We start from the raw sequence: 25,100 nt of genomic DNA, 5'->3' as shown, positions 1-25,100 counted from the left end.
GGCGACCACAGCGTGAGCCGTGCGCCTAGGAGTCGGCCTTTGCGTCGGCGATCGCCGAGTCCGCGCGCTCGGCCGCCGCGAGGGTGCGTGTGAACAGCAGCAGATACCCCACGACGAGACCGGCGCAGACCATCTCGTGCGTGGCGAGGGTGTAGTAGCCGATCCAGAACAGCGACGCGGAGAAGAGGATGCCGCCCGCCACGGCTATGCCGAGCACGATCATCGATCGGGGCAGGCACGGGAGCACCCAGCGCAGGCCGAGCAGGAGGCCGCCGAAGATCACGGCCATCCCGATCGCGAAGACGTTGTGGCCGATCTGGGTCACGGTGACCGGCACGAGCGCGGCCCCGAAGAAGCATGCCGCGAGCGCGAGGAAGACGCCGTACACGATGAGGGCACGCGCTCGGGTGACGCGCGCCTCGGTGCGCGCCCAGGCCTGCAGGCTCATCAGGAGGTAGAGCGCGAGCAGCGCCGTCACACCGCCCGCGACGATGAGCGTGGCGTTGAAGACCGCCGAGGTCACGCCGCCCCGGCCGCCGAGCTCGCTGAAGTTCAGCCGGTACCACGTGTCGTCCTGGGTCGTCGCGACGCTCACCGTGAATCCGGTCGCCACGACGGCGAACAGCAGCAGCACGAGTCGCGTCGCGGTGACGTGGGCCGCGAGCGCGAATGCCGTGTACCCCGACGCGCCGGCCACGAGCGCCACGATCATCGTGGCCGTCATCGTGTCGACGGCGGCGCCGGGCCAGATCAGCGTCGCCGCATGGAACAGCATCCACTGGAGCATCGAGAGCACCGCCGCGAGCGAGACCGCCACCGCCGCGGTCGTCCACGCCCGCTTCGAGCGCGAGACGTCGTTCAGCCACGCCTGCCTCGGGTCGCGGGACGCGAGCCGGTAGCTCACCGATGCGGTCGCGAGGGTGATGGATGCCGCGACCGCGATGCCGGCCGCACCCACCGACGCGCCCTCCCACACGGGCACCGCTCGGCCCCAGAACGCGACGGCTCCGCCGATGAGCCCGACGCCGAACGCGAGGATCGCCACGACGATCGCGCGGGCTTCCGTGCGTGCCGCGAAGCGCCGCGCGTCCGCCACTCCGTTGCGGTGCAGCTGTCTCTCCACCTGCACCGCAGCAGCCTCGAGGCGGGCTGACTGCGTCCACGCACCGCGTGCCATGCCACGATTGTGCATCCATCGCGGCCCATCGGGACAGTGGCAGGGGAGCGCGTTTCGAGAACAGGCGGTGAAGGTCGTGTGGCAGAGTGCTGACGTGCTCTCGCCTCAGTCGCTCAGTGAGGACGACCGCCGCCTCGTGGCCGTGTGGGCTGCGGACTGCGCCGAGCGCGTGCTCCCGCTGTTCGAGGCGGAAGCGCCCGACGACGACCGCGCCCGCGACGCGATCGCCCGCGCCCGGGCCTTCGGCCGGGGCGAGCTCTCGGCGGCGGGAGAGATCCGTCGCCGGTTCGCCGCCGGGCGCGCCGCGCACTCCGCGACGTCGTCCGCGGGAAAGGCCGCCGCACGCNCGCGCCCGGGCCTTCGGCCGGGGCGAGCTCTCGGCGGCGGGAGAGATCCGTCGCCGGTTCGCCGCCGGGCGCGCCGCGCACTCCGCGACGTCGTCCGCGGGAAAGGCCGCCGCACGCGCCGCCGCCCAGGCGTCCGGAGTGGCGCACATGGGCGCGCACGCCCTCGGCGCTGCCGCCTACGCGGCCCGGGCCGCCGAACAGACGACTGCGGGCGGCGCCGACCGCGAGCTCGCGTGGCAGCTCGACCACCTGAGCCCTCCCGTCGCTGCGGCGCTGCGACAGCTCCCGCCCCTCGGCGAATCCTCGGCCGGTCCGCTCGGGCCCGGCCTCCTGGCCGCCGGTGACCTCGGCGCGCACATCCGGCGAATCCAGGCGGCCCTCACCGAGACGGCGTGAGCCCGCGCGCTCGGTAGTGTTCACCTGTGAACACGAAGTCGTTCGGCGCCCTCGCGGCCTGCATCGCCGGGCTCGCTGTCGTCCTGGCGGCACTGTCTGCGGCGCTGGATCTCCCCGCCCCCATCCGCATCGCCATGATCGCGGCCGCCGTCCTGCTGCTGGCATGCGCGGGCGGACTCATCGGCGCGGCCGTCGCAGCGCAGCGGAAGTCGACCTCTTAGCGCCATCTGGGAACGCCGCGCCGGACCGGGCGCCCCATCGCGGCCGACATCGAAGTCACGGCCGCGCTCGAACGCTCATCGAATCCGCCTGAGGCCTCAGCTCGGGCGCGCCCGTCAGCCCTGGGCTGCGATCGCCGCCCGGAGCGTGCCCGCCCGGAGTCCGAGCGCCCAGTCGCTGATGTCGGCCACGGCGTGCCGCTGCGCCGGATGCACGACCTCGGCGGCGCTGTTGACCGACGATCCGGTGCCGTCGACGGCGACGAGGATGCGGATGGCGGCGGCCTCGGCGTCGGAGATGGGGAACTCGCCGGCGGTGATGCCGTCTTCGATGATGGCGATGAGGCGGCCGCGGTCGAGCTCGTCCTGCTCCTGCAGCGACTCGTCGAGCGACGGGCTGAAGCGGGAGAGGTGGCGCGCGTTCAGCCAGAGGCGCGCGAGCGGCGTCGAGGCGCCGACCTCGATGTGCCGGATGAAATGGGCGATCCGCTCGAGCGGTGTGCCGGAGGTCGGGAAGAACTCCTCGCGCTCGATCACCGCGGCGCGCGCGAACGCCTCGACGACGAGGTCTTCCGCGGCGGGGAAGTAGTGGGTGATCAGGCCCGGGCGCACGCCGAGGCGCTCGGCGACGGCGCGCAGGGTGATGCGCTCGAGGCCTTCGTCGACGGCGATCGCGGCCGCGTGCGACAGGATCTCCTCCCGCCGCTCTTCGGGGCGTTTGCGAACTCGGGTCGCTGCCGGGCTTGACGTCACGCCCACCATGCTATTGAATGTGTGACCAATAGTCCATTGGGCATGTGACCAATAGCAACGACGCTTCCCCGAGAGGAACACCGTGACCCAAACCCAGCCACAGCTCGACGAGTTCGTCGACACCGCGTCCCGCCCTGAGACGCGCGGCATCGAGCTCATCAGCGACGCCGAGCGTCACGGCCGAGCCCGCGACCTCTTCTTCATCTGGGCGGCGCCGAATGTCAGCATCCTGAACCTGACCATCGGTGCGACGCTCATCCTGCTCGGCCTGGAGGTGTGGCAGGCGATCATCGTCATCGTCGCCGCCTCGCTGCTGTGGGTCTTCCCCGGCGTCATCGCGGGGAGCGGCCCCGCGTCGGGCACGTCGGGCTCGGTCGTGACCCGCGCGATGTACGGCATCCTCGGCAACAAGCTCTTCGTCGCGTTCGTCGGCTGGTTCATCGGCGCCGTGTTCCTGTCGCTGACGTGGCTCGCGTCGTCGTTCATGGGAGCCGATCTGCTGCGGCGCATGGGTCTCAGCGACCCCGTGTGGGTGCCGATCGGCGTCACCGTGATCGTCGCGACCATCACGATCCTGGTCGCGATCTTCGGACACGGCCTGATCCTCCGCACCTACTCCTATATGGCGGCGGCGCTGTTCGTGATCTTCCTTCTCGTCACCGCGTTCATCCTCCCGACGGTCGACTGGCAGTACACGGCGCCCGAGCAGCTCAGCGGAGCGCCGCTGTGGTCGGCGATGGCGATCGGGTTCACGATCCTCGCCTCGACGCCGCTCTCGTTCATCAACAGCCCCGACATCGCGCGCTACCTCCCGCGCTCGACCAAGAAGTCGCACATCGCGCTCGCGACGGGCCTCGGCGGCGCCCTCCCGTTCATCGTCTTCACGATCGTCGGCGTGCTGCTCGCGACGGGACTCAGCGGCGCCGCGTTCGACGCCGGCATCGACGTGGCCCTGCTCGACCTGCTGCCCGCGTGGCTCGGACCGCTCCTGGTGATCGGCGTCGTCATCAACACGATCGCCCTCAACGCGATGACGACCTACACCTCGAGCATGGCGCTGCAGGCGATCGGGTTCCGGCTGCGCCGCATCCCGGCCGCGATCATCGTCGGCGTCGTGGGAACGGCCCTCACGATCTACCTCGTGCTCTCGTCGAGCCTCCTGGAGGCCGCGAACCTCATGCTGCAGTTCCTCGTGATCGTGTCGGGACCGGCGATGGCGATCTTCGTCGTCGACGTGGCGCTCCGCCGCTACGCGTACGACGGGCTCGAGCTGTTCGACGACCACGTCGGCGGGCGCTTCTGGTACTCGCGCGGGTGGAGCATCCCGGGCCTCGTCGCCCTCTTCGCGGGCGGCCTCGCGACGGCGCTCTGCCTCGCCACGAACGTCTGGGCGGGTCCGATCGCGCAGGCCTTCGGCTACATCGACCTCTCGGTGCCGGTCGGGATGCTCGTCTCGGCCGCCCTCTACGCAGGACTCCTGCGCACCTCGCTCGGAAAGAAGGGCCGTCCGTGAGCACCCGCTACCTCAATGGCCGCATCTTCACTGCTGACCCCGACCCTGCGAAGGCGTGGGCCGAGGCGTTCACGATCCGCGGCGACGCGATCGCCTTCGTCGGCGACGCCGACGCAGCGCCGGATGCCGACGAGACCGTCGATCTCGAGGGTCGGCTCGTGCTGCCGGGCTTCACCGACGCGCACACGCACCTGCTCATGATGGGCGCGGCGCTGGGGCAGGTGCACCTCACGGACGCCCGGTCGCTCGACGAGATCCAGGCGCGGTTGCGCGCGGCGCGGGCCGCCGACCCCGAGGCGACCGTGCTGCGCGGGCGGGGGTGGCTGTTCGACTCCCTTCCGGGCGCGCCGACGGCGGCGATGATCGACGCCGCGGTCGTCGACATCCCGGTGTACCTCGACGCGAACGATTACCACTCGTGCTGGGTCAACACGGCTGCCCTCGCTGAGCTCGGGATCACGCGGGACACGCCGGATCCGCTCGGCGGCGAAATCGCTCGGGATGCTGCGGGCGAGCCCACCGGCATGCTCTACGAGACCGCCGCGACGCAGTACGCCTGGGCGCACCGCGACGCGACGGCGACCGACGACGACCGCGACGCCGACGTGCAGCGCACGATCGACGCCTATCTCGCGAGCGGCGTCACCGGCGCCGTGGACATGGCGTTCGACGAGTTCGGGCTGGCGGCTTTCGAGCGTGCGCGGGAACGTCACGGCGGCGAGCTGCCGATCCGCGTCGCGGCCCACTGGATCATCAACAACACGGGCGACGACGAGGCGAACCTCGCGCAGGTCGCCCGCGCCGCCGAACTCGCCGGCAGCCCGTCGTCGCCGTGGCTGCGGGTCGTGGGCATCAAGCTCATCCTCGACGGCGTCATCGACGCATGCACCGCCGCCCTGCGGCATCCGTATGCCGACGGCTCGAACGCCGCGCCCATCTGGCCGCTCGAGCAGCTGCGGCTGGTCGTGGCGGCGGCCGACGCGGCGGGGCTGCAGATCGCCCAGCACGCGATCGGCGACTACGCGAGCGAGATCGCCCTCGATGCGATCGAGCACGCCATCGACGTGAACGGTCCGCGCGACCGCCGCCATCGCATCGAGCACCTCGAGTACGCCGCGCCCGGAACGGCGGAGCGGATGGCGCGGCTCGGGGTGACGGCATCCATGCAGCCTGTGCACTCCGACCCGGCGATCTTCGCGAACTGGGCCGAGATGCTCGGCGACGAGCGGGTGGAGCGCGCCTTCCCGTGGCCCGAGTACGAGGACGCCGGGGCGCTGCTCGCGTTCTCCACCGATGCGCCCACCGCGCCGCACAGCGCGCTCGCGAACATGTACATCGCGTCGACGCGGGCCTCGGCGCTCGATCGCTCAGTGCCGGCGACGCATCCGCAGTACGCGCTGCCGCTCGAACGCGCGATCGGTCACGCGACCCGTGACGCGGCGGCCTCGGTGGGCGAGGGGGAGTGGCGCGGGCGCATCGCTGCGGGCTTCGCGGCCGACGTCGTCGTGCTCGACGTCGATCCGTTCGCCGAGGGGCCGTCGTCGCTGCTGGAGGCGCGCGTCGTCGAGACGATCGTCGCGGGGCGGTCGCGCTTCACGGCCTGAGGCGCAGCGGACAGAACAGGGGGTGGATGCCGCGGCATCCACCCCCTCTGCTTCAGCGCGCGGTCGTCAGGCGAGCGTGCCCGCGGGCTGCAGGCGGTCGCGGGCGTTCTTCCAGGGCTTGACCCACGTCATCTCCTGCGCGACGAGCGTCTCGCCGCACGAGCTGCAGATCTGGCCCTGCGTCGTCTCGTGACCGCAGGTCTCGTGGATCATCGCCATGTGTCCGCCGCCGTCGGGCATCGTCGTGTGCCGCTCGCCCCAGATCGCGAGCTGCTGCAGGATCGGCAGGAGCTCGGCGGCGGCTGCCGTCGCGGCATACCCCTGCCGCGTGCGGTTGCCGTCGGGGTAGTCGACGCGGCTCAGGAGCCCGGCCTCGACCATCGCGGCGAGGCGACGGCTGAGCACGGCCTCGGAGATCCCCAGGTTGTCGCGGAGGGTGTCGAACCGCCCGCGGCCGTGCAGCACGTCGCGGATGATCAACAGCACCCACGGGTCGCCGAGCACATCGAGCGAGCGCCGAATCGGGCAGTACTCGGTCGACCAGTCGGATCGCAGCGGCATCCCGTCTTCCCTTCGTTGCCGGTGAGGGTGGTTCCAGTGTAGCTTTCTTGAAGAAAGTCACAAAGGAGCCGCCATGCGCGACATCGTCACCGTGCCCGTGCTGTCCGAGGCGTTCGCGCGGCTCGGCGTCCCCCTCACGCTCGTCAACACCGCGGGGCCGACCGTCTACGTGTCGGGGCTGCCGCCGTACGACCCCGACACGGGCGAGCTCGTCCGCGGAGACATCGCCGTGCAGACCGACACGTGCCTGCGCGCGCTCACCGCATGTCTCGCCGCCGCGGGCGCATCGCTCGACGACGTCGTGAACGTGCGGGTGTACGCCGCGAACGCCGGCCACTACCGGACGATCAACGAGGTCTACGCCCGCCACTTCCCGGGAAGCGCGCCGACGCGCGTCTTCGTCCCGGTGGCGAGCTGGTCGGGCGAGTTCGACATCGAGATCGACGCCGTCGCATACCGCGCCCACGCGGAGAGCTGAGCCGTGGCGACGGACCGCGCGGAGACCCTTGACGACATCGCACCGCGAAGAAGGAGGATCCACCCCGCGTGGTGGGTCGCCGCGGTCGCCTTCCTCGCGCTGCTCGCGGCGGCCGGCTTCCGCGCGGCGCCCGGTGCGCTCATGGTGCCGCTGCACGAGGAGTTCGGCTGGTCGACGACCGTCATGTCGCTGGCCGTGAGCGTCAACCTCCTCCTCTACGGGCTCACAGCGCCGTTCGCCGCCGCGCTGATGGAGCGGTTCGGCGTGCGCCAGGTCGTCGCCGTCGCACTCACCCTCGTCGCGCTCGGCGCGGGGGGCAGCGTGCTGATGACCGCCTCGTGGCAGCTCCTCGTGTTCTGGGGCGTGCTCATTGGGCTCGGAACGGGATCGATGGCGCTCGTCTTCGCCGCGACCATCGCCAACCGGTGGTTCGTGCGCAGGCGCGGGCTCGTGATGGGCATCCTCACGGCCGGGTCGGCCACCGGCCAGCTGATCTTCCTGCCGGCCGTCGCCGAGCTCGCCGAGACGGCCGGATGGCGGGCGGCCTCACTGCTCATCGCCGCCGTCGCGCTCGCCGCGGTTCCCGTCGTGTGGCTCGTGCTGCGCGACTATCCCGAAGACCGCGGGGCGATCCCGTTCGGGGCCGACCCCGCCGCGCACGTCGCGCCGGCGCGCGCCCAGGGGAACGCGGCGCGCCGCGCGATCGACGGTCTCACCTCGGCGTCGAAGCGTCCGGCATTCTGGGCGCTCGTCGTCGCGTTCGCGATCTGCGGAGCGACGACGAACGGCCTGATCGGCATCCATTTCATCCCCTCCGCGCACGATCACGGCATGGCGACGACGACCGCGGCGGGCCTGCTCGCGGTGGTCGGGCTCTTCGACATCGCCGGGACGATCGCCTCGGGCTGGCTGACTGACACCTTCGATCCGCGCATCCTGCTGGTCGCCTACTACGGCTTCCGCGGGGTCGGGCTCGTGCTCCTGCCCTGGCTGCTTTCCGACGTCGTGCACCCCAGCATGGTGCTGTTCGTGGTCATCTACGGACTCGACTGGGTCGCCACCGTGCCGCCGACCGCGGCGCTGTGCCGCGAGATCTTCGGCGATCTCGGCACGATCGTCTTCGGCTGGGTCTTCGCCGCGCATCAGATCGGCGCGGCGGCAGCCGCGCTCGGCGCGGGCATCGTCCGCGACAGCTTCGGCACGTACACCTACGCGTGGTGGGGCGGGGCGGCGCTCTGCGCCATCGCCGCCGCGCTCTCGATCCTGATCCGCCGCGCGCCGCACCGCGCGCCCGCGGCGGCCGCGGCAGGGGAGTGACGGGAGCTCACGCCCTGGACGTCGAGCCGCCGAGCTGCAGCTCGGGGGCGAGCCTGTTGCGTCGATAGGCGCTCGTGCCCCCTGCCATCCGGCCCATGAGGAGGCTGACGGCGTCGGCGGCGATCGAGGACGTCGGCTGGACGACCGTGGTGAGGGTCGGCCAGTAGACGCGGGAGAGCTCGCCGCCGTCGAACCCGGTGACCAGGACGTCCTTGGGTACGTCCAGGCCGCGCTCGCGCAGGCGCGAGATGACCCCCACCGCGATCTGGTCGGACCCGGAGACGATCGCGTCCGGCAGCGGACCCGCGTCGACGATGTGGTCGGCGGCCGCGACTCCGCTCTCGAGGCTGAACTCGCCGCGGAATGTCGCGCCCACCTCCATCCCGTGGCGACGGGCGAGGCGATGGAAGCTCTGCCATCGTTCGACGCCGTTCGTCGTCGCGTCGTCCGTGCCGGCGAAGCCGACCCTCGTCACTCCCTGCTCGGCGAGGTGCTCGAAGATCAGCTCGATGCCGAGCTCATTGTCGACGCCGACGAAGTCGCTGATCGGCTTGTCCGTGGCGCGATCGACGGCAACGACGGCGATGTCGTCGGGGAGGTTCACGATCGACGGCATGGAGGCCGTCCGATCGGAGGCGATGATCAGGATGCCGTCGACCCGCCGATCGCCGAGCACGCGCAGCCGGCGCACCTCCTCGTCGACGAAACCGTGCGAGTCGGCAAGCAGCAGCTCGAATCCGGCGCGCCCGAGCTCCTCCTCGACCGCGTCGATCAGCTGCGAGAAGAAGGGGATGCCGATCACGGGCACGATCATCCCCACGAGCCGGCTCGACCCGTCGCGGAGGGCTCGAGCGATCGGGTCCACGCGGTACCCGAGCTCGGTCGCGACGGCGCGCACCCGGTCGACCATCTCGCGCGACACGCGAGGCTTGCCGGAAAGCGCTCGGGACGCGGTCGCGATCGACACCCCCGCGCCCGCCGCGACGTCGGCGAGCGTCACGTTCGACTTCATGAGGCCCCCTTCTGCGTCTCGTGCCCGAGATCAGACGATCTCATGGTGATAAAGTTCGCGATAGGAAATCGATTACGCGAAGGCTATCAGAACGGGATCCTGCCATGCCGACACCCGTCATCCTCGACTGCGATCCCGGCTACGACGACGTGTTCGCGATCTGGGTCGCCGCAGCCCACCCCGAGATCGACCTGAGAGCGATCACCACGGTCGCGGGGAACGGGACGGTCGAAGACACCACCCGCAACGCGCGCATCGCGTGCACCGTCGCCGGCATCCAGAATGTCCCCATCGCTCGGGGCGCCGCGCAGCCGCTGGCCCAGCCTCTGAAGCGCGCGGACTGGATCCACGGCGCCAATGCGCTCGGCGGTGTCGACCTGCCGCAGCCCGTCGTGCCCCTCGACGATCGGTCGGCGGTGCAACTCATCCTCGACGTCCTCGCGGACGCGGAGGAACCGGTCACCGTCGCCGCCACGGGCCCCCTGACCAACATCGCCCATTTCCTGCAGGTTCATCCCCACTCGCAGCCGCGGATCGCGCGCATCGTGTGGACGGGCGGCACGACAGGGCGCGGGAACGTCTCGCCGTACGGGGAGTTCAACGCGTCGACCGACCCGGAAGCCGCCGACTTCATCGTGAAATCAGGCATCCCGCTCACGATGGTGGGCCTGAACATCACGTACCAAGCCCAGATCACCCGCGAGGTGCGGGCCAGGATCCGTGAGATCGGCACCATGACGAGTCTCTTCGGCGCGGCCTTGCTGGAGCGCTTCTCCTCGACCTACGACGCGTACTCGGACATGCCAGACGGTCCCCTTCACGACCCGATCGTCGTCGCGCTCATCGCCGATCCGCAGGTCGCCACCACGACCCGGACTCGCGTGGACATCGAGCTGCGCGGCGAGCACACTCGCGGCGCCACCGTCATCGATCTCCTCGAGCTCAGGAACCTCCCGAAGAACGCGACAGTGGCGCTCGAACTCGACGTGGCCAGGTTCTGGGACATCGTCGCCGCAGCCGTCAGCTCCCTCAACTGACGCAACTCTCCGCTGCGTGCCGAGTCTCATCGGCTCGATGGGTAATCGATTACGCCTGACTATCACGGTTTTGCATCGTGGTTGACAGCGTTTCGGGGAGGCCGTTTTCATGAATGTCGTGCCGCGCAAGTCGTTTCCCAAATAGTGAAACAAGTTGCGCATAGACCTCACATCGCTCGAGGAGACGGAGACCTCATGGAGAAGATCGTTCTGGATTGCGATCCCGGACACGACGACGCGATCGCCATCCTGCTGGCGGCGGCGAACCCGGATATCGACCTGCTCGGCATCACGACAGTCGCCGGAAACCACACCATCGAGAACGTCACGCGCAACGCGCTGTCGGTCTGCACGGTCTACGGAATCGACGTTCCCGTCGCACGCGGCTCATCGCGGCCGCTGGTGATCGACCAGGTCATCGCCGAGGAGATCCACGGGGCGACCGGGCTGGACGGTCCTCACCTGCCGCCGGCATCGTTCGGCCTCGACCCGCGTCACGCGGTCGACTTCATCATCGAGACCGTCATGGAGAACGAGCCGAACACGGTGACCCTGGTACCCGTCGGCCCGTACACCAACATCGCGCTCGCCGCCCGCAAGGAGCCGCGGATCATCGAGCGCGTCAAGCAGGTCATCGTGATGGGCGGCAGCTACACCCGCGGAAACATCACCCCCGCCGCCGAGTTCAACATCTATGCCGACCCGGAGGCCGCGCACGTCGTGTTCAGCGCGGCCTGGGACGTCACCATGATCGGCCTCGACCTCACGCAGCACCAGGCGCTGGCCACCCCCGAGCTGCAGGAGCGGGTCCGAGCGATCGGCGGCGACATCAGCCGGTTCATCCTCGACACGTGGGAGTTCGTGCACACCACGCACTCGGGCCTCCTCGACATCCCGTACCCGGCCATCCACGACGCCTGCTGCGTCGCCGCGGTCATCGACCCCACGATCCTCACCGTCGAGAAGGCCGACGTACGCGTCGAGCTCGAAGGGCGCTGGACCAAGGGCCAGACCGTCGCGAACTTCCAGAGCGCCTCCGGCATGCGCCACTTCGGCGGCACCGCCAGCGAGCAGGTCGACTACCGCACCAACGTCGCCATCACCCTCGATTGGCAGAAGTTCGCCGATCTCATCGTCGACTCGGCCGAGCGTCTCACCTACGCCAAGGTCTGAGCCGCCCTGTCGCCACAGCATCCACTCCGAAAGAAGGAAAGACCATGAACATCAAACGGTTTGGCCTCATCGCCGCGGCCACCGTGCTGGCTCTGAGCATGAGCGCCTGCAGCGGTCAGAACGCCGGCAGCGGCGGCGCGGGCGCAGCGCGGTCGGTGGCCAACGTCGTGCCGGGCGCGCTCGGCGATCAGAGCTTCTACGACGACGCCGCGAGCGGCATCGCCCAGCTCGAGACCGACGGCTACAAGACCACGACCCTGCAGGGCGACGCCAACAACCCCGCGCAGTGGAAGGCCAACCTGCAGTCCGTCTCCACCGGCGACCACGACGTGGTCGTCATCGGCAGCTCGACCGCCTCCGACACGATCGCCGAGGTCGCGCCGAAGTTCCCCGACCAGCACTACATCTTCTACGACGGTGTGATCGACGCTCCGAACGTCGCCTCGCTCACCTACAAGCAGAACGAGGGCTCGTTCCTCGCCGGCGTCCTGGCGGCGTTGGCGACGACGAACACGACCGACTTCGCGCTCTCCGAAGGCAGCAAGAAGGTCGGGCTGGTCGGCGGAATGGACATCCCCGTCATCAACGACTTCGCGGCGGGCTTCCGCGCGGGCGTGGAAGCCGTCGACCCGAGCATCGACGTCCTCGTGAGCTACGTCGGCTCGTTCAGCGACTCGGCGAAGGGGTACGACCAGGCCAAGGCGATGTTCGATCAGGGCACCGACGTCGTGTACCAGGTCGCGGGCGGCGCCGGGGTCGGTGTGCTCCAGGCGGCTGCCGACGCCGACAAGTACGCGATCGGGGTCGACAGCAACCAGAACGCGCTGCAGAAGGGCCACATCCTGGCATCCATGCTCAAGCACGTCGGCAACTCGATCGTCCAGACGGTCCACGACGACGAGGCGGGCAAGCTCGCCTACGGCGAGACGACGTCCTTCGGCCTCGCGAACGACGGCGTCGGCCTGACCTTCGACGACAACGGGGACATCGTGCCCCGGTCGGTCATCGACACCGTCGACGACTACAAGCAGAAGGTCGTCGACGGACAGATCGAAGTCCCCAGCGGCTTCTGAGCGCTCGCGGTGGCGGGAGCCCTGCTCCCGCCACCGCGACCCATCCACTCGAAGGAGAGACCCATGGATCGTCCGATCCTCGAACTCCGCAGCATCACCAAGACCTTCGGCGCGAAGGTCGCCAACCGCGACGTGTCGCTGCGCATCCAGCCCGGCACCGTGCACGCGATCGTGGGGGAGAACGGTGCAGGCAAGTCCACGCTGATGAACATGATCTCCGGCAACCTCCAGCCGGACTCCGGAGAGATCGTGTTCGACGGCGAGCCGGTGCAGGTCACCGACCCCAAGAAGGCCGACGCGCTCGGCATCGGCATGGTCCACCAGCACTTCAAGCTCGTGCCGTCGCTGAGCGTCGCGTCCAACATCTTCCTCGGCAACGAGACGAGCAGGGGGTTCGGCGTCCTCGACCGCAGTGCCATGGAGGAGCGGGTCTCCGCCCTCACGACGGAGCTCGGCCTAGAGCTCGATCCGCGGGATCGCGTGCAAGATCTCTCTGTCGGAGAGCGGCAGCGGGTCGAGATCATCAAGGCGCTCTCCCACGACACCCGGCTGCTCATCCTCGACGAGCCCACAGCCGTGCTCACCCCGGCGGAGACGGACGAGCTCTTCGTCGTCATCCGGAGACTCGCCGCGCAGGGCTGCGCCGTCGTCTTCATCTCGCACAAGCTCGGCGAGGTGCTCGCGATCGCCGACGAGATCACCGTCATCCGCGACGGCCAGGTGATCGGCAGCAGGTCGGCCGAAGGCCTCAGCCAGAACGACATCGCCTCGATGATGGTCGGGCGCGAGGTGCTGCTGCGCATCAAGCACACGCCTTCGAGCCCGGGGGAAGAGGTCCTCACCGTCGAGGGACTCACGGCGGTCGACCAGCGCGGCGCCGTGGCCGTGAAGAACCTGTCGCTCAGGGTGCGGGCCGGTGAGATCGTCGGAATCGCGGGGGTGGAGGGCAACGGGCAGTCCGAACTGGCCGCTGCCATCGCGGGAATGGACCTGCCGCCTCGAGGTCGGGTGGTGCTCGCCGGACACGACGTCACTCAGGCGTCCGTGGCCGAACGGCGTGCACACGGACTGGCCTACATCCCTGAGGACCGGCACGAGGAAGGCGCGGCCCCCGGCCTGAGCATCGCGGAGAACATCGCGTCAGGTCACCTGCGGGCGCCCTACTCCCGGCGGGGATGGCTCTCGCTGCGGGCCGTCGACGACTTCGCACGGAGGCTCATCGCGAAGTTCGATGTGCGCGGCGCGCAGCCGTCCACCGCTATCGGCTCGCTCTCCGGCGGCAACATGCAGAAGGTCATCATCGCGCGCGAGTTCGAGTCGGAGCCCGACCTGCTCATGGTGTCGCAGCCGACCCGCGGCGTCGACGTCGGCGCCATGGAGTTCGTGCACAACTCGATCGTGGATCTGCGGGACAAGGGCGCCGGCGTGCTGCTCTTCTCCGCCGACCTCAACGAGGTGATGAGCCTCTCCGATCGCCTCCTCGTGATGTATCGCGGCGAAGTGATCGCCGAGTTCACGCAGGCGAACATGACCGAGCTCGCCGTGGGGCTCGCCATGGCGGGCTCCACGCCGACCGCGGAGAGCCTGCGCGAAGCCGAACTCGAGCACGCCCGCGTCGCGGGGGAGCTGGCGGCCGGCGGCGCCCGGCTCATCGACGCATCCGCCGACATCGCCGTCGTGGACGAGCTCGAGACGACGTCCGTCGTCGTGCCGACGACGAGAGCCGTGCCGGTCGCGCCGAAGAGGTTCGGCACGATCCTCTCCGAGTTCGCCACGAAGACGTTCGACAACGCGATGCAGCCCGTTCTGGCTGTGCTCGCCGCGCTCGCGATCGGCGCAGTGATCATCGTCCTGATCGGCGAGAATCCGGTCACCGCCTATGTGGAGCTGTTCACCTCCGCGTGGCGCACGCCCTTCGGCATCGCCGGCATCATCGCGATGTTCGTGCCGCTGGCCATCATGTCCGCGGGCACGATCATCTCCTTCCGCGCCGGGTTCTTCAACATCGGCGGCGAGGGGCAGCTGTACCTCGGGGCATTCTTCGGCGCGTACGCGGGATTCACCTTCCAGGGCCTGCCACCGGTCGTGCACATTCCGCTGGTGCTGCTGTTCGGCGCAGGAGCCGGCGCGCTGTGGGGGCTCATCCCGGGATTCCTCACCGGGTACCTGAAGGTCAACGTCATCGTCATCACGCTGCTGATGTCGCAGGTGGCGATCCTGCTCACGGCGTTCCTTGTCACCGGCCCCTTCGCCGATCCCGCGGCGACCCTCGCCGGTTCGCCGAAGGTCGAGCCTTCCGCACTTCTGCCCGTGTTCGACGCGGCCTACGGGTTCGCACCCGACGTGCTGCTCGCGACCGCGATCGCCGTGCTCCTCGGCCTCGTGCTGGACCGTTCGAACTGGGGCCTGCGGATCAAGGAGCTCGGCGAGCTCAACCGGTTCGCGGACTACATCGGAACGTCCTCCCGGCGGATGGCCGTGCAGGTGATGTCGCTCAGCGGGGCGGTGGCGGGTATCGCCGGGGCGCTCTTCGTCATCGGCCCGAACGGCGGCCGGTTCCTGCAGGCGTTCTCTCCGGGATTCGCGTTCCTCGCGATCACCGTCGCGCTGCTGGCGCGGCTGAACCCCTGGGCGTCCCTCGTGGCAGCCCTGTTCTACGCGACCATGATGGCCGGCGGCACCGGGCTGCAGTCCGCCGGTGTGCCGTTCCCGATGATCAGCGTCCTGCAGGGACTGATCGTGATCGCGATCACGGCCACGTTCACCGTCAACTTCCGCAGGCGGCGGACCGCGGGTGCATCGGCCGCGCCCACCGCACCGATCCAGACGAAGGCCGAGGCCGTGAAGTGAATGAGATCCTGACCCAGATCCTGACGGTCGGCACGCTCGCCGTCATCCTCGCCAAGACCACCCCGATCCTGCTCGCCGCCATCGGCGGCGGCCTCACCCAGGTGGGGAACATCCTCAACATCGGACTGGAAGGCCTGATGCTGATCGGCGCCTTCGCCGCGGTCGCAGTCGGGGCGGTGACGAACCCGTTCATCGGCGTGCTCGCCGCGCTCGGCGGCGGGGTGCTGCTCGCGCTGGTGTACGCGATCGCGTCGCTCGTCTTCAAGGCCGACTACATCGTGGTCGGCATCGGAACCAACCTGCTCGCGGTCGGCATCACGGTCCTGCTGCTCACCGTCCTGTACGGCAACGCCGGCGTGACGCCCGGGGACGTGAAGGCGATGCTGCCGAGGATCGACCTCGGACCACTCGGGGGCATCCCGGTGGTCGGCCCGATCTTCGACCATCACACCGTGCTCGTGTGGGTGGCGCTGGCGCTGGTCCCCGTCTACTGGTTCGTGCTGTACCGCACCCGCTACGGCATGCACCTGCGCGCCGTGGGCGAGGACGAGGGGGCTGCCGTGGCCGCCGGCATCCGTGTCTTTCGAGTGAAGTTCATCTCGATCGTCGTCTCGGGGGCGCTCTGCGGCCTCGCCGGCGCGCAGCTCGCGATGGCCTCGGTCGGGTCGTTCACGGCCGGGATGACGTCGGGTCGCGGCTTCATCGTCGTGGCGGCTGTCATCTTCGCCGCGGGGCGTCCGCTGCCTACGCTGGTGATCTGCCTGATCTTCGGTGCCGCCGACGGGCTGGCCGATCGTCTCGCGCTGGGCGGGGTCAATTCCTCCCTGGCGCTGCTGACGCCGTACGTCATCACGATCATGGCTCTGATCGTGGCGGCGCTGCGGGTGCGCAGCGCGATCCGCGCGCGGACGCGACGCGGCCTCGCCCAGATGGCGGCCTAGTCGCCTCGCCCCACACCGCCCATGAAGAACGGAACAACTCCCATGAATCGCGTAGCCGTGCTCGGAAGTGCGAACGCAGATCTCGTCGTCGAGGTGCCTCGCCGGCCGGCCGGCGGTGAAACACTCCTGGGGTCGGATCTCCACGTGTTCGCGGGCGGCAAAGGCGCGAACCAGGCGGCCGCGGCCGCACGCAGCGGTGCGTCGACCTCCTTCCACGCGTGCGTCGGCCGGGACGAGAACGGGGAGGTGGTCCGATCCCGACTCGTCGAGGCCGGTGTGGCCGTCGAGGGGATCGTCACCGTCGACCGCCCGACAGGCACCGCCCTCATCCTCGTCACGCCGGATGGTGAGAACTCGATCGTCGTCTCGCCGGGCGCCAACCAGGCGCTCGACGTCGGGCACGCCGAGGCCACGGCGGACCAATGGTCGAACGCGGACGTCCTGGTGCTCAACCTCGAGACCCCGCGCGAGACCGTCGAGCGTGTCGCGGCGATGGCCGCTGAACGAGGAGTTCGCGTCCTCCTCAACGCCGCGCCGGCCGAGCAGGTGTCCTCGGTGACTCTCGCCGTGTGCGACCCGCTCGTGGTCAATGAGCACGAAGCCCGCGCACTCCTCGAGGATGACGGGAACAGTTCGTTCGCCCGGCTCGCGGAGCGATTCCTCGACCTGGGCGTCCGTTCGGTCGTCATCACCCTGGGAGCCGCCGGGGCGCTGTACGGAGACCGGAACGGGATCGACACGGTGCCCTCCTTCCGCGTGCCGGTCGTCGACACCACCGGCGCGGGTGACGCGTTCGTGGGAGCGACAGCCTGCGAACTCGCCGCGGGCACCCCGCTTCGGGATGCCGTGGCCTTCGCCTCAGCCGTGGCGGCGCTGTCCGTCCAGCGGATGGGGGCGCAATCGTCCTACCCCGATCGACGTCAGGTCGAGGCCTGGCTGGCGGAACGAGGCTGACGGGCTCGCGCACTCGGGGGTGAGAACGAGGCGGCCGAGAGGAGCGCTCTCGGCGGCGGTCGGCGGACCGCCCTCACGTCCTCGCGAACTGGTCGACGGCGAGGATCGACCGCGCGGCCTTGAGACCGCTGTCGATCGCGCCGTCGATGAACCCGCCCCAGCCGTCGGCGACGTCGGCACCGGCGAAGTGGATGTGCCCGAACGGCTCCTGCAGCGCGGGCAATGCCGAGGTCAGGAATCCCGTACGGTGCATGGGCCAGGTCTCCTGCGCGTACGGATCGGCGACCCAGTCGTGCGCCGCGCTCTCGATGACCGTGACGTCGTCGACGAGGCGGTTGAGGACGGACTGGATGGATGCCGTGTCACCCGGGTCGATCGCGGAGGAGTCGGGGCCGAAGCCGATCACGAAGGTGCGGCCGTCGCGCACGTACTCCGACTGGAAGAAGTTGAGCGGCCAATCCGCTCCGCCGAGCGCGACGAACGCGGGATGCTCGCCCTCGATCGTGAACCAGACCTTGGTGCCGAGGCCGAGCTGGCCGTCGACGATGGCGTCGGTGACGGATCCCGGAAGCGCGGGGGTGAAATCCACACGCGACAGGGCGTGGAGGGGGATGGTGACGATGACCTCGGCGGCGGTGCGCTCGCGGCCGCCGCTCGTCACGACGCGCACGCCGTCCGCGTCGTGCGCGATCGTGCGGACGTCCTCGCCGAGGAAGAAGTCGGCGCGTGTGTCGTCGTGGATCGCGTTCACGAGTCGCTTCGTGCCGCCTTCGATCTTGTAGGTGGCGCAGCTCTCGAACATGACCTTCCAGTCGCCGTTCGCCAGCGCCACCCAGCGGAGCGCCTGCGTGAAGGCGGCGTCGTCGAGCCGGCCGTTGAAGTTGAGGGTCCAGAACGACTCGAGCAGCGCTCGCCGCTCGGTCGAGATCGGAAGAAGGTCGATCTCGTCGAGCAGTGAGACGCCGTCGAACTCGGCGAGCTGTCGCGAGTCGAGCGGCGCGTACGGCTGCGGGAACACCTCACGGGCTCGTGCCGCGAGGAGTTCGTTCGGCTGGTCGAGCAGCTCGAGCAGCTCGTCGGGGGTGCCCGCCACGGCGCGCGTTCCGTCCCACCAGTAGGCGTTGCGGGGCACGGGGCTGGGTGCGAGGCCGATCCCGTACCGGCGCAGCTCGGCCCATACATGGGGCTGGGTCCAGTGCACCCACGTGCCGCCGAGCTCCAGCTCCATCCCGAGCCGCTCGTCGAGCCAGGTGCGCCCGCCGATCCGGTCGCGCGCCTCGAGGACGGCGACGCGCTTGCCGGCGTGGGCGAGCTCGCGGGCGGCGGTGAGGCCGGCGAAGCCGGCGCCGATGACGATGATGTCGTAGTCGTTGCTCATGATCCGCACCTTCGCCGCTCAGGAAGAGGCGGGGCGCTCGGCGGCGCTGCGATCGATCGACCCTGCGGTCGTGAACTGGTCAGGCATGGGGTGTCCTCCTCGACATGAACGCCTCAGTGCGCTCAGAACGCATACTAAGCAGATGCTTAGTTCGAGTGCAAGCGGAAGGCCGTTCCGGCTCCGGGGGTGGATCAGTGCGAGGGGGTCGCCTCGGCGGGGTTGCCGACGGCGATCCCGAGCGCCTCGACGGCTTCCGCGAGTTCGTCGGCGGTGATGGCGCGGCTGAGGTACTGCAGCATCAGGCCGTCGAGGGCTGCGAAGAGCGCGAGGTTGAGTGCGTCGCTCGACGGGCCGCCGAGCCGCTCGCGGCCGGCCGCCAGGGCGCTCACGTATCGGCGATACAAGGCGCGCACGGCCGGCTGCAGCTCGGGACGTCTGCTCGATTCCAGGATCATCTCGAACTGGAAGATCTCGTCATCGGGTGCCGACAGGACGTTGTCGACGAGTGCGGTGCGGAACGCGTGCGCGTCGGTCGCGTACTCCGAGAGGTCCGCTGCGCCGATCGAGCGGTCGGCGGTCCAATCGAGCGCCGCCGCGAGGAGCTTGTCGCGCGTGCCGAAATGATGCGCGATGAGGGTGTTGTTGACGCCCGCCTCTTCCGCCACGGCGCGGAAGGTCAGGCCCCGCAGGCCCTTCTGCGCGACGACGCGAACGGTGGCGCTCAGCAGCGCCTCCTTGCCTTCGCCGTGGTTGAGCGATCTCGGAGCCTGGGTCACGACCCCAGCATAGGCATCCCATCGACAGCACTTGACAGGCGTGCGCTGGTCTGCGTATCTTCGAACTAAGCAAGTGCTTAGTATCGCCGAGATGAATGAGCCATCGCCGGCGGCCACACCCGATGAAGCACCCGAACCGTGGTTCGCATCGATGCGAACGAGATCAAGGTCCAAAGGAGGACCCGGTGAGCAAAGCCCCAGACCAGATCGTCATCCCGCCGTCGGTGGGACACACGCGCCTGAAGTCGAACAGCCTCGGCTTCATCGGCATCGCGTTCTTCGTCGTATCCGCCGCCGCGCCGATGGCCGCGTTCGTCGGCGCAAGCCCGGTGATCTTCTCGATCATGGGCCCGGGCGTCCCGCTCGTGTACGTCCTGGTCGCGCTCGTCATCGCCGTCTTCGCGATCGGCTACCTGAAGATGAGCCGGCACATCGTCAGCGCGGGCGGCTTCGTCGCGTACATCTCGCGCGGCCTCGGCAAGCACGCGGCCACGGGCGCCGCCGGCATCGTCATCGTCACCTACATCTCCCTCCAAGTGGGGCTGTGGTCGCAGTTCGGCGTGTTCGCGCAGCAGCTCGCCGCGCACCTCTTCGGCATCGACCTGCCCGTCTGGGCATGGATCCTCGCGTTCCTCATCATCACGACGGTGCTCACGATGCGGGGCGTCGACCTCAACCTCCGCATCCTCGGCGTGCTGCTGGTGCTCGAGATCATCGCCGTGTCCATCTTCGTGATCGGGATCTTCGCCCAGTCGGGCGGCAAGGACCTGTCGCTCGTGAGCTTCGCGCCGTCGCAGCTCGCGCAGCCCGGCCTGGGTGTGGCGATCCTGTTCGTCTTCGCCTGCTTCACCACGTTCGAGGCCACGACCGTCTTCAGCGAAGAGGCGCGCGAGCCGCGCCGGACGATCCCGCGCGCCCTCTTCGCCGTCATCATCTTCGTCGGCGTCTTCTACACGATCGCCACCTGGGCGGTGAGCGTCGCAGTCGGGCCCGACAAGGTGCAGGAGGCGGCCGCGAACGATCTCGCCGGCATCATCTTCGCCGTCGCGCGTGAGTATGTCGGGCCGTGGCTCGACGTCACGATGCAGATCCTCGTCGTCTCCAGCTTCATCGCGATGCTCATCGGCGTGCAGAACATGTTCTCCCGCTACGTCTTCGCCCTCTCCCGCGCCCGCGCGCTGCCGCAGCCGCTGTCCCGCGTCTCGAAGAAGGCACAGGTGCCCGCCACCGCGGCGCTGGTGAACGGCATCCTCATCGCCGTCATCGTCATGGCGTTCCTGTGGGCCGGCGCCGACCCGATCACCGTCGTCTTCGCGTGGTTCGTCGCTCTCGGCACCGTCGGCTTCATCGTCATGATGGGCTTCGCCTCCGTCGCGATCGTGGTCTTCTTCCTCCGGGAGAAGCTCGAGCGCGGGTTCTGGACGACGCGCGTCGCACCCTTCGCATCCGTCGTGCTCATGGGGACGATCCTCGTCATCGCCATCCAGAACTACTCCGCGATGCTCTTCGACGACGGCGCGATCGCCAAGATGCTCCTCTGGTCCATCCCCATCGCGTTCGCGGCCGGCGCCCTGCTCCCCGTCTTCCGGAAAGACGTCGACTTCGACAGCGTCGTCGCCGCCGGCAGCTGAACTCTCCTCCATCCCCGAAAGGACCGTCATGTCGACCACCACCCCGCCCCAACTCGCGCCCGCCGAGCAGCACTACGTCCCGACCGACCAGTGGCCCGACGTCACCGCGATGCTGGAGGGCTTCGGCGAGCCGAGCCTCCCGGCGAGCTCGAGCCTGGAGGGCGCCCCCCTCGACGTCCGCTTCGAGAACGGCTGGATCATCCGCCACACCTTCCAAGACGGCCGGGTCACCTGGACCATCACCGACGGCGAAGGGGCCGGCCAGACCGGCACCCATCCCTACCGCGCGGTCGAGGTGCGCCCGGGCATCTTCTTCGTCGACTTCGTCAAGGGGGAGGGCGTCCGCTCCAGCGACCTCTCGATGGTCCTCGACACGTCCGACGGACGCGTCACCGTGGCCGACTCGTCGTTCATCGACCGCGACGGCCGTGTGCGTATGAGCACCGCCATCCTGTCCGGACGTGTCGTCGGCACGGGCGAGATCGAACCTCGTCGCCGCACGAGCGAGCTCGTGGGCAAGCGCATCTACTACCGCTACAGCCCGACCGAGCACTACGAGCACATCTACCTCAACGCGGGGACCTTCGTGTGGCATTGCGTGCGCGGCGCAGAGGTCGGCCTCGCCGACGCGGATCCGGTGCAGGTCTTCGAGCTGGCCGACGGGATCGTCCTCCTGCACTGGAGCGAGACCGTCATGCCCGTCGAGTCGATCGTGACGATCGACCTCACCAACCAGCGGTCGATCGGCCGCATGTTCTGCTGGGACGGCCCGACCCTCGACACGGTCCACATCCCTTTCGACAGCCGGTTCACGATCCTCGACGACACTCCGTACCCCGCCGAGTGACCGCCACCCCGACACCCCAGAAGCAGGAGAAGACCATGATCACGACGACGTCGATCCTCGACCGCATCACCGTTGACGAGAGCGAAGGGCGAGCGATTCCGGATGCCGCGACCCGCGAGACGATCGGGCACGCACCCGTGCACACCGTGGACGATCTCGAGGCCGCGATCGCGGCGGCGCGCGCCGTGCAGCCTTCCTGGGCCGCGCTCGGCCACGGCGAGCGATCCCGCATCCTGAACGCGATCGCCGACGACCTCGAAGCGAATGCCGAGGAGCTGGCCGTGCTGCTCTCCCGGGAGCAGGGCAAGCCGCTGGACGGCCCGAACGCGCGGTTCGAGGTGGGCGCGTGCGTCGTGTGGACGCGCAGCGCCGCCGACACCGCGCTGGAGCCCGAGGTCGTCTTCGAGGCGGGCGGCGCCCGCGCCGAGGTGCACTACGACCCGCTCGGCGTCGTCGGAGCGATCGGCCCCTGGAACTGGCCCATGATGATCACGGTCTGGCAGATCGCCCCGTCGCTGCGGATGGGAAACACGGTCATCGTGAAGCCGAGCAGCTTCACGCCGCTGTCGGTGCTCGCGCTCATCGACGTCTTCAACCGGCACCTGCCCGAAGGCGTCCTCACCGTCGTCGTCGGCGACCGCGAGGTGGGAGCCGTCATCGCAGAGCACCCCGGCATCGACAAGATCATGTTCACGGGCTCCACGGAGGCAGGGCGCCGGATCGTGGCATCCTCGGCCCGCAATCTCGCCCGCCTGACGCTCGAGCTCGGCGGCAACGACGCCGGGATCGTGCTGCCGGGCACCGACGCGGGGGCGATCGCCGAGAACCTGTTCTGGGGATGCTTCATCAACACCGGACAGACCTGCGCGGCGCTCAAGCGGCTCTATGTGCATGAGTCGGTCTACGACGGGGTCGTCGACGCTCTCGCGGGCCTCGCCGAGGCCATGCCGATGGGCCGCGGCCTCGACGACGGCAACGTGCTCGGGCCCCTCCAGAACCAGAGCCAGTTCGACATCGTGAAGGACCTCGTCGACGATGCCCGGAACCGCGGCGCCCGCATCGTCGCAGGCGGCCGGCCGCTCCCCGAGCTCGGGCCGCTGTTCTACCAGGCCACCGTCGTCGCCGACATCGAGGACGGCGCTCGCCTGGTCGACGAGGAGCAGTTCGGCCCGGCCATCCCCGTCATCAAGTACACCGACATCGATGACGCCATCCGTCGCGCCAACGCAGCGGAGCAGGGCCTCGGTGCCTCCGTCTGGTCGGACGACGTCGATGCCGCGGTGGAGGTGGCGAAGCGCCTGCAGGCCGGGACCGTGTGGATCAACCAGCACGGCGCCCTCAACCCCCAGGTGCCCTTCGGCGGAACGAAGCAGTCCGGCTACGGGCAGGAGTTCGGTGTCGCCGGCCTCAAGGCCGTGGCGGCTCCCAAGGTCATCAGCCGCTGACGGTCGACGGAACCCTACGCGATCGCGCGGAGACGCCTCTCTACCCTGGAGGCATGCGGATCCTTCTCGTCGGCGCGTCCGGCACCATCGGCCGGCTCGTTTACGACACGCTCCGCGAGCGCGGTCACGACGTCGTCACGGTTGGCCGCTCCTCAGGAGACGTCCGGTGCGACGTGACGGACCCGGTGCAGGTCGAGGAGCTGTGGTCGAAGGTCGGCGAGATCGATGCCGTCGTCAGCACGGCGGGTCATGTTCGCTACGCGCCGCTCGCCGAGCTCACGTCGGATGACTTCGCGGCGGCGTTCGCCGACAAAGCCCTCGCGCAGATCAACCTGGTCCGCACCGGCCTGGAGCACCTCGCGCCGAAGGGCTCGTTCACGCTGATCAGCGGCATCCCGTCCCGCGATCCCGTCGTGTCGGGTGCCGCTGCGGCCGCAGTGAACGGGGCCATCGAGGCCTTCGCCCGTGCCGCGGCGATCGAGATCGCTCCGCGTCGCATCAACGTCATCAGCCCGTCGGTGCTCGAAGAAAGCCTGGAGGCGTTCGGCGACTTCTTCCCGGGCTTCGAGCCGGTGGCAGGCGCCGAGGTCGCCCGCGCGTTCGTCAAGAGCGTCGAGGGTGCCGCGACGGGGCAGATCCTCGCGCTTCCGTGAGACTGCGGTCAACGCCGATGCGCCCCGGGCGGCCGAAGCCGTCCGGGGCGCATCGTCCGGAGTCTCAGAGCTCGTTCGGCTCGCCGGGCTCGCCCACGGCGGGGTCGATGCCGTACTTCTCGAGGATCTTGGTGATCGTGCCGTCGGCGCGGAGCTTCTCGATGTCCTCGTCGAGCGCCTTGCCGAGGTCCTTGTTGTCCAGGCTCGACGGCCACATGACCTGACCCACCGCGTCGAACTGCGGCACGTTCGGGTTCGGCGTCACGGCGACGACGGTCGCGCCCTTGATGGGGTTGTCCTGGAAACGGTAGTTCGCCGAGGCGGCCGAGGCCACGAGGGCGTCGATCCGGCCCGCGGCGAGGTCGCCGTAGACCGACTCGTCGTCCTGGTAGATCTTGAAGTCGTCGCCGAGCCACTGCTGCAGGCTGTCGTTCCACAGGTTGCCCGCGACGGATCCGACCTTCTTGCCCTTGAGCTCGTCGCTCGTGATGCCGCTCGTCGACACGATCGCCTGCGGGTCGCTCCACAGCGGCGCGCTCATGTAGACGATCTTCGCCCGCTCCTTCGTGCGCAGCCAGTTGCCCGAGCCGAGGTCGGCGCGCTGCGTCTGCACGGACGGGATCACGGCGCCGGCGCCGCCCGAGGAGCTCACGGTGAGCTTGAGGCACTCGAGCTTGGCGATCTCGGTGATGAGGTCGCCCTCCATGCCGGTGAGCCCATCGCCCTCCAGGAGCGTCGCGGGCGGGTAGTCGTAGCTCGCGATCGTGAGCTCGCCGGGCGTGATGGTGGTGAAGGTGTGGGCGGGCTTGCAGTCTCCGCCGGCGGTGCTGCCGGACGCGTCGCCGGAACACGCGGCGAGCGAGATGGCGGCGAGGGCGGCGACGCTTGCCGCGGTGAACACGCGGACGAGCGTGGTCGAGGTTCGAGACATGGCTGTTCCTTCTGTTCGGGAGGGGGTTGTGCTTG

The 25,100-nt window shown here is 69.5% G+C and carries 23 protein-coding genes and 1 pseudogene; 17 read left to right on the top strand and 7 right to left on the bottom strand.

Annotated features, from left to right (window positions below):
* Positions 1–25: 25 nt before the first annotated feature.
* On the bottom strand, positions 26–1,177 hold the full coding sequence (locus ACH3VR_RS19620) for a hypothetical protein (protein WP_397558015.1): 1,152 nt from the start codon (positions 1,175–1,177) through the stop codon (positions 26–28).
* Here ACH3VR_RS19620 and ACH3VR_RS19615 point away from each other — a divergent pair.
* The 3 genes and pseudogenes from ACH3VR_RS19615 to ACH3VR_RS19605 all read left to right on the top strand — a co-directional run.
* Positions 1,176–1,463: pseudogene (locus tag ACH3VR_RS19615) on the top strand (putative immunity protein); the annotation flags it as partial. The gene ACH3VR_RS19620 and the pseudogene ACH3VR_RS19615 sit on opposite strands and share 2 nt — an antisense overlap.
* Positions 1,464–1,671: 208 nt before the next feature.
* The gene (locus tag ACH3VR_RS19610; protein ID WP_397558050.1) at positions 1,672–1,920 is read left to right on the top strand and encodes a hypothetical protein; all 249 of its coding nucleotides are present in this window, start codon (positions 1,672–1,674) and stop codon (positions 1,918–1,920) included.
* 26 nt (positions 1,921–1,946) lie between these two features.
* On the top strand, positions 1,947–2,141 hold the full coding sequence (locus tag ACH3VR_RS19605; RefSeq protein WP_397558014.1) for a hypothetical protein: 195 nt from the start codon (positions 1,947–1,949) through the stop codon (positions 2,139–2,141).
* Between the two features lie 114 nt (positions 2,142–2,255).
* Here ACH3VR_RS19605 and ACH3VR_RS19600 read toward each other — a convergent pair whose 3' ends face one another.
* The gene (locus tag ACH3VR_RS19600; RefSeq protein ID WP_397558013.1) at positions 2,256–2,900 is read right to left on the bottom strand and encodes a TetR/AcrR family transcriptional regulator; all 645 of its coding nucleotides are present in this window, start codon (positions 2,898–2,900) and stop codon (positions 2,256–2,258) included.
* Positions 2,901–2,973: 73 nt separating this feature from the next.
* Between ACH3VR_RS19600 and ACH3VR_RS19595 the strand changes: the two genes are divergently transcribed.
* Positions 2,974–4,404 carry a purine-cytosine permease family protein gene (locus tag ACH3VR_RS19595; RefSeq protein ID WP_397558012.1) on the top strand — a complete coding sequence of 477 codons (1,431 nt, stop codon included), beginning with the start codon at positions 2,974–2,976 and terminating at the stop codon, positions 4,402–4,404.
* Positions 4,401–6,008, top strand: a complete 1,608-nt coding sequence (locus ACH3VR_RS19590) for an amidohydrolase (RefSeq protein WP_397558011.1) — start codon at positions 4,401–4,403, stop codon at positions 6,006–6,008. The genes ACH3VR_RS19595 and ACH3VR_RS19590 overlap by 4 nt, the downstream gene beginning before the upstream one ends.
* A 66-nt stretch (positions 6,009–6,074) precedes the next feature.
* Here ACH3VR_RS19590 and ACH3VR_RS19585 read toward each other — a convergent pair whose 3' ends face one another.
* On the bottom strand, positions 6,075–6,569 hold the full coding sequence (locus ACH3VR_RS19585; RefSeq protein ID WP_397558010.1) for a winged helix-turn-helix transcriptional regulator: 495 nt from the start codon (positions 6,567–6,569) through the stop codon (positions 6,075–6,077).
* 73 nt (positions 6,570–6,642) lie between these two features.
* Here ACH3VR_RS19585 and ACH3VR_RS19580 point away from each other — a divergent pair, with 73 nt between their 5' ends.
* Positions 6,643–7,047, top strand: a complete 405-nt coding sequence (locus ACH3VR_RS19580; protein ID WP_397558009.1) for a Rid family hydrolase — start codon at positions 6,643–6,645, stop codon at positions 7,045–7,047.
* A 3-nt stretch (positions 7,048–7,050) separates the two neighbouring features.
* Positions 7,051–8,364: an MFS transporter gene (locus ACH3VR_RS19575; protein WP_397558008.1), complete on the top strand. Its 1,314-nt coding sequence runs from the start codon at positions 7,051–7,053 to the stop codon at positions 8,362–8,364.
* A 7-nt stretch (positions 8,365–8,371) separates the two neighbouring features.
* On the opposite strand, the gene ACH3VR_RS19570 is transcribed toward ACH3VR_RS19575, so the two are convergent.
* Positions 8,372–9,376 (bottom strand): LacI family DNA-binding transcriptional regulator, encoded by a 1,005-nt coding sequence (locus ACH3VR_RS19570; RefSeq protein ID WP_397558007.1) that lies wholly within the window; start codon positions 9,374–9,376, stop codon positions 8,372–8,374.
* A gap of 104 nt (positions 9,377–9,480) precedes the next feature.
* Here ACH3VR_RS19570 and ACH3VR_RS19565 point away from each other — a divergent pair, with 104 nt between their 5' ends.
* The 6 genes from ACH3VR_RS19565 to rbsK all read left to right on the top strand — a co-directional run bounded on the left by ACH3VR_RS19565 (position 9,481) and on the right by rbsK (position 17,404).
* Positions 9,481–10,413 (top strand): nucleoside hydrolase, encoded by a 933-nt coding sequence (locus ACH3VR_RS19565; RefSeq protein ID WP_397558006.1) that lies wholly within the window; start codon positions 9,481–9,483, stop codon positions 10,411–10,413.
* Positions 10,414–10,608: 195 nt separating this feature from the next.
* The gene (locus ACH3VR_RS19560; RefSeq protein ID WP_397558005.1) at positions 10,609–11,586 is read left to right on the top strand and encodes a nucleoside hydrolase; all 978 of its coding nucleotides are present in this window, start codon (positions 10,609–10,611) and stop codon (positions 11,584–11,586) included.
* A 44-nt stretch (positions 11,587–11,630) separates the two neighbouring features.
* Positions 11,631–12,659 (top strand): BMP family lipoprotein, encoded by a 1,029-nt coding sequence (locus tag ACH3VR_RS19555; protein WP_397558004.1) that lies wholly within the window; start codon positions 11,631–11,633, stop codon positions 12,657–12,659.
* Positions 12,660–12,722: 63 nt separating this feature from the next.
* Complete coding sequence (locus ACH3VR_RS19550) at positions 12,723–15,509, top strand: ATP-binding cassette domain-containing protein (protein WP_397558003.1); 2,787 nt, start codon at positions 12,723–12,725, stop codon at positions 15,507–15,509.
* The gene (locus tag ACH3VR_RS19545) at positions 15,506–16,450 is read left to right on the top strand and encodes an ABC transporter permease (RefSeq protein WP_397558002.1); all 945 of its coding nucleotides are present in this window, start codon (positions 15,506–15,508) and stop codon (positions 16,448–16,450) included. The genes ACH3VR_RS19550 and ACH3VR_RS19545 overlap by 4 nt, the downstream gene beginning before the upstream one ends.
* A gap of 42 nt (positions 16,451–16,492) precedes the next feature.
* Entirely contained in the window at positions 16,493–17,404 is a 912-nt protein-coding gene (gene rbsK, locus ACH3VR_RS19540; RefSeq protein WP_397558001.1) for a ribokinase, read from the top strand.
* 73 nt (positions 17,405–17,477) lie between these two features.
* Here rbsK and ACH3VR_RS19535 read toward each other — a convergent pair whose 3' ends face one another.
* Together ACH3VR_RS19535 and ACH3VR_RS19530 are read right to left on the bottom strand one after the other, a co-directional pair.
* Entirely contained in the window at positions 17,478–18,782 is a 1,305-nt protein-coding gene (locus ACH3VR_RS19535; protein WP_397558000.1) for a flavin monoamine oxidase family protein, read from the bottom strand.
* Positions 18,783–18,973: 191 nt separating this feature from the next.
* Entirely contained in the window at positions 18,974–19,558 is a 585-nt protein-coding gene (locus ACH3VR_RS19530) for a TetR/AcrR family transcriptional regulator (protein WP_397557999.1), read from the bottom strand.
* 185 nt (positions 19,559–19,743) lie between these two features.
* Between ACH3VR_RS19530 and ACH3VR_RS19525 the strand changes: the two genes are divergently transcribed.
* Genes ACH3VR_RS19525 through ACH3VR_RS19510 form a run of 4 tightly spaced genes read left to right on the top strand, consistent with a single transcriptional unit; the run spans position 19,744 to position 24,134 of the window.
* Positions 19,744–21,189 (top strand): APC family permease, encoded by a 1,446-nt coding sequence (locus ACH3VR_RS19525; RefSeq protein ID WP_397557998.1) that lies wholly within the window; start codon positions 19,744–19,746, stop codon positions 21,187–21,189.
* A 28-nt stretch (positions 21,190–21,217) separates the two neighbouring features.
* On the top strand, positions 21,218–22,036 hold the full coding sequence (locus tag ACH3VR_RS19520; protein ID WP_397557997.1) for a MoaF C-terminal domain-containing protein: 819 nt from the start codon (positions 21,218–21,220) through the stop codon (positions 22,034–22,036).
* Positions 22,037–22,071: 35 nt separating this feature from the next.
* Complete coding sequence (locus ACH3VR_RS19515) at positions 22,072–23,481, top strand: aldehyde dehydrogenase family protein (protein WP_397557996.1); 1,410 nt, start codon at positions 22,072–22,074, stop codon at positions 23,479–23,481.
* 53 nt (positions 23,482–23,534) lie between these two features.
* Entirely contained in the window at positions 23,535–24,134 is a 600-nt protein-coding gene (locus tag ACH3VR_RS19510) for a short chain dehydrogenase (protein ID WP_397557995.1), read from the top strand.
* A 64-nt stretch (positions 24,135–24,198) separates the two neighbouring features.
* On the opposite strand, the gene ACH3VR_RS19505 is transcribed toward ACH3VR_RS19510, so the two are convergent.
* Positions 24,199–25,065 carry a substrate-binding periplasmic protein gene (locus ACH3VR_RS19505; protein ID WP_397557994.1) on the bottom strand — a complete coding sequence of 289 codons (867 nt, stop codon included), beginning with the start codon at positions 25,063–25,065 and terminating at the stop codon, positions 24,199–24,201.
* Positions 25,066–25,100: the final 35 nt, after the last annotated feature.

Source organism: Microbacterium alkaliflavum, assembly GCF_044325405.1.
Lineage (GTDB): Bacteria > Actinomycetota > Actinomycetes > Actinomycetales > Microbacteriaceae > Microbacterium > Microbacterium alkaliflavum.
This window is presented reverse-complemented; position numbering and strand designations above follow the sequence as displayed.